At 60.8% G+C, this 1,325-nt stretch carries 1 protein-coding gene; it reads right to left on the bottom strand.

Annotated features, from left to right (window positions below; all coding sequences use genetic code 11):
• Window positions 1-154: 154 nt before the first annotated feature.
• Entirely contained in the window at window positions 155-1,246 is a 1,092-nt protein-coding gene (locus HHL15_RS26130) for an IS5 family transposase (RefSeq protein WP_169148692.1), read from the bottom strand.
• Between the last annotated feature and the right edge of the window lie 79 nt (window positions 1,247-1,325).

The raw sequence follows: 1,325 nt of genomic DNA, 5'->3' as shown, positions 1-1,325 counted from the left end.
CAGGCCGATGCAAAAACGCCGAGAAACCGCGCCAACCGTACCTCTCGCTATTTGATTTCTCATGACTTCATTCCCGGAGTTGGATTCCCAATCCCGTTTTGATGCCCGTCGAATGGGCCGGGGAATGGGCTTCCGCCCAATTCCGGGAGCCGCTTCATGCCGCACTCCCCGCGCTCTGCAATTTCGCAATTCGCAGCAGGTTGTACGCCGCCGCCGACAGGTAGGCGGCGATCTGGGTTCGGGCTTCTCCGATGAAGCGGGTCTTTCTCATTCCGCCCACTGTCTTCAGCCACCCGAAGATCTCTTCAACACGCTTTCGTTTCCGCATGCTGATCTTGTAGCCCTCGGTGCAGCTTGTCCGTCCATCGAGCCCCGGTGTCTTGCGACCGTCGATCCGGGCAATGTGCGGCTTGATCTCGTGCTCCCGCAGATGCTGAACGAAGTCCTTCACGTGATAGCCCTTGTCAGCACCCAGAGTCTTTGGGTGAATCTTCCGCCGCCGCGCACGGGTGAGCAGTTGCCGCGCCGCCTGATGCTCGGCCATGGTGGCGTCGGTGATGAGCAGATCGACGCACAGACCGCTCCGGTTCTCCATGAGGGCATGGCCGCCGTAGCTGAGCTTAGCCGGCTGGCCGTTGCCTTTTCTCATGAGCTTCGCGTCAGGATCGGTGGTGCTCTGGTGGGTGGCGTTGGAACGCTTCTCGCCCTTGAAATCCACCATCCCGGTGCCGTCCCCGGGCTTGGGCGGTTCGTCATCGTCCTTGCGCTTGAAGCTCTTGAAGGAGGCCCAGGCGTCGATCAAGGTGCCGTCGACGGTAAAGTGATCGGAGGACAGCAACTTGTCCTTGCGGGCCAGACGCACCACCTCGTCGAAGAAACGTCGGGCGATGTCGGTTTCCACCAGGCGCTCGCGCAGGCGACTGAAGTTGGATTGATCCAGCCCGCCCGACTCCAGGTCCAGATCGAGAAACCAGCGGAACAGCAGGTTGTAATCAAGTTGCTCGCAGAACAACCGGTCGGAGCGCACCGAGTAGAAAGCAATCAGCAATTGGGCCTTGAGCAGGCGCTCCGGCGGAATCGAAGGGCGGCCCGTCCTGGCGTACAGGCCGTCGAGCTCCGCAGAAATGGCGGACAGTGCCGACTCGGCCAGTTTCTTCACCCGGCGCAACGGGTGATCAGCCGGAATCCGGGACTCGACCGAGAAATAGTGAAACATCGAGGACTGGGGATCGACTTCGCCACGCATCGTTGTTCTGCCTGGGGTTCGGGGATACGGCTAGGACAGACGGGTGGCGGGATCGTTCACTGGGTTTTGCATCAACCTG

The organism is Zoogloea dura (assembly GCF_012927165.1).
Classification (GTDB): domain Bacteria; phylum Pseudomonadota; class Gammaproteobacteria; order Burkholderiales; family Rhodocyclaceae; genus Zoogloea; species Zoogloea dura.
This window is presented reverse-complemented; position numbering and strand designations above follow the sequence as displayed.

Bases quoted from the DNA above. Each gene is read 5' to 3' on its own strand.
- HHL15_RS26130 (WP_169148692.1), bottom strand. From the start codon at position 1,246: ATGCGTGGCGAAGTCGATCCCCAGTCCTCGATGTTTCACTATTTCTCG.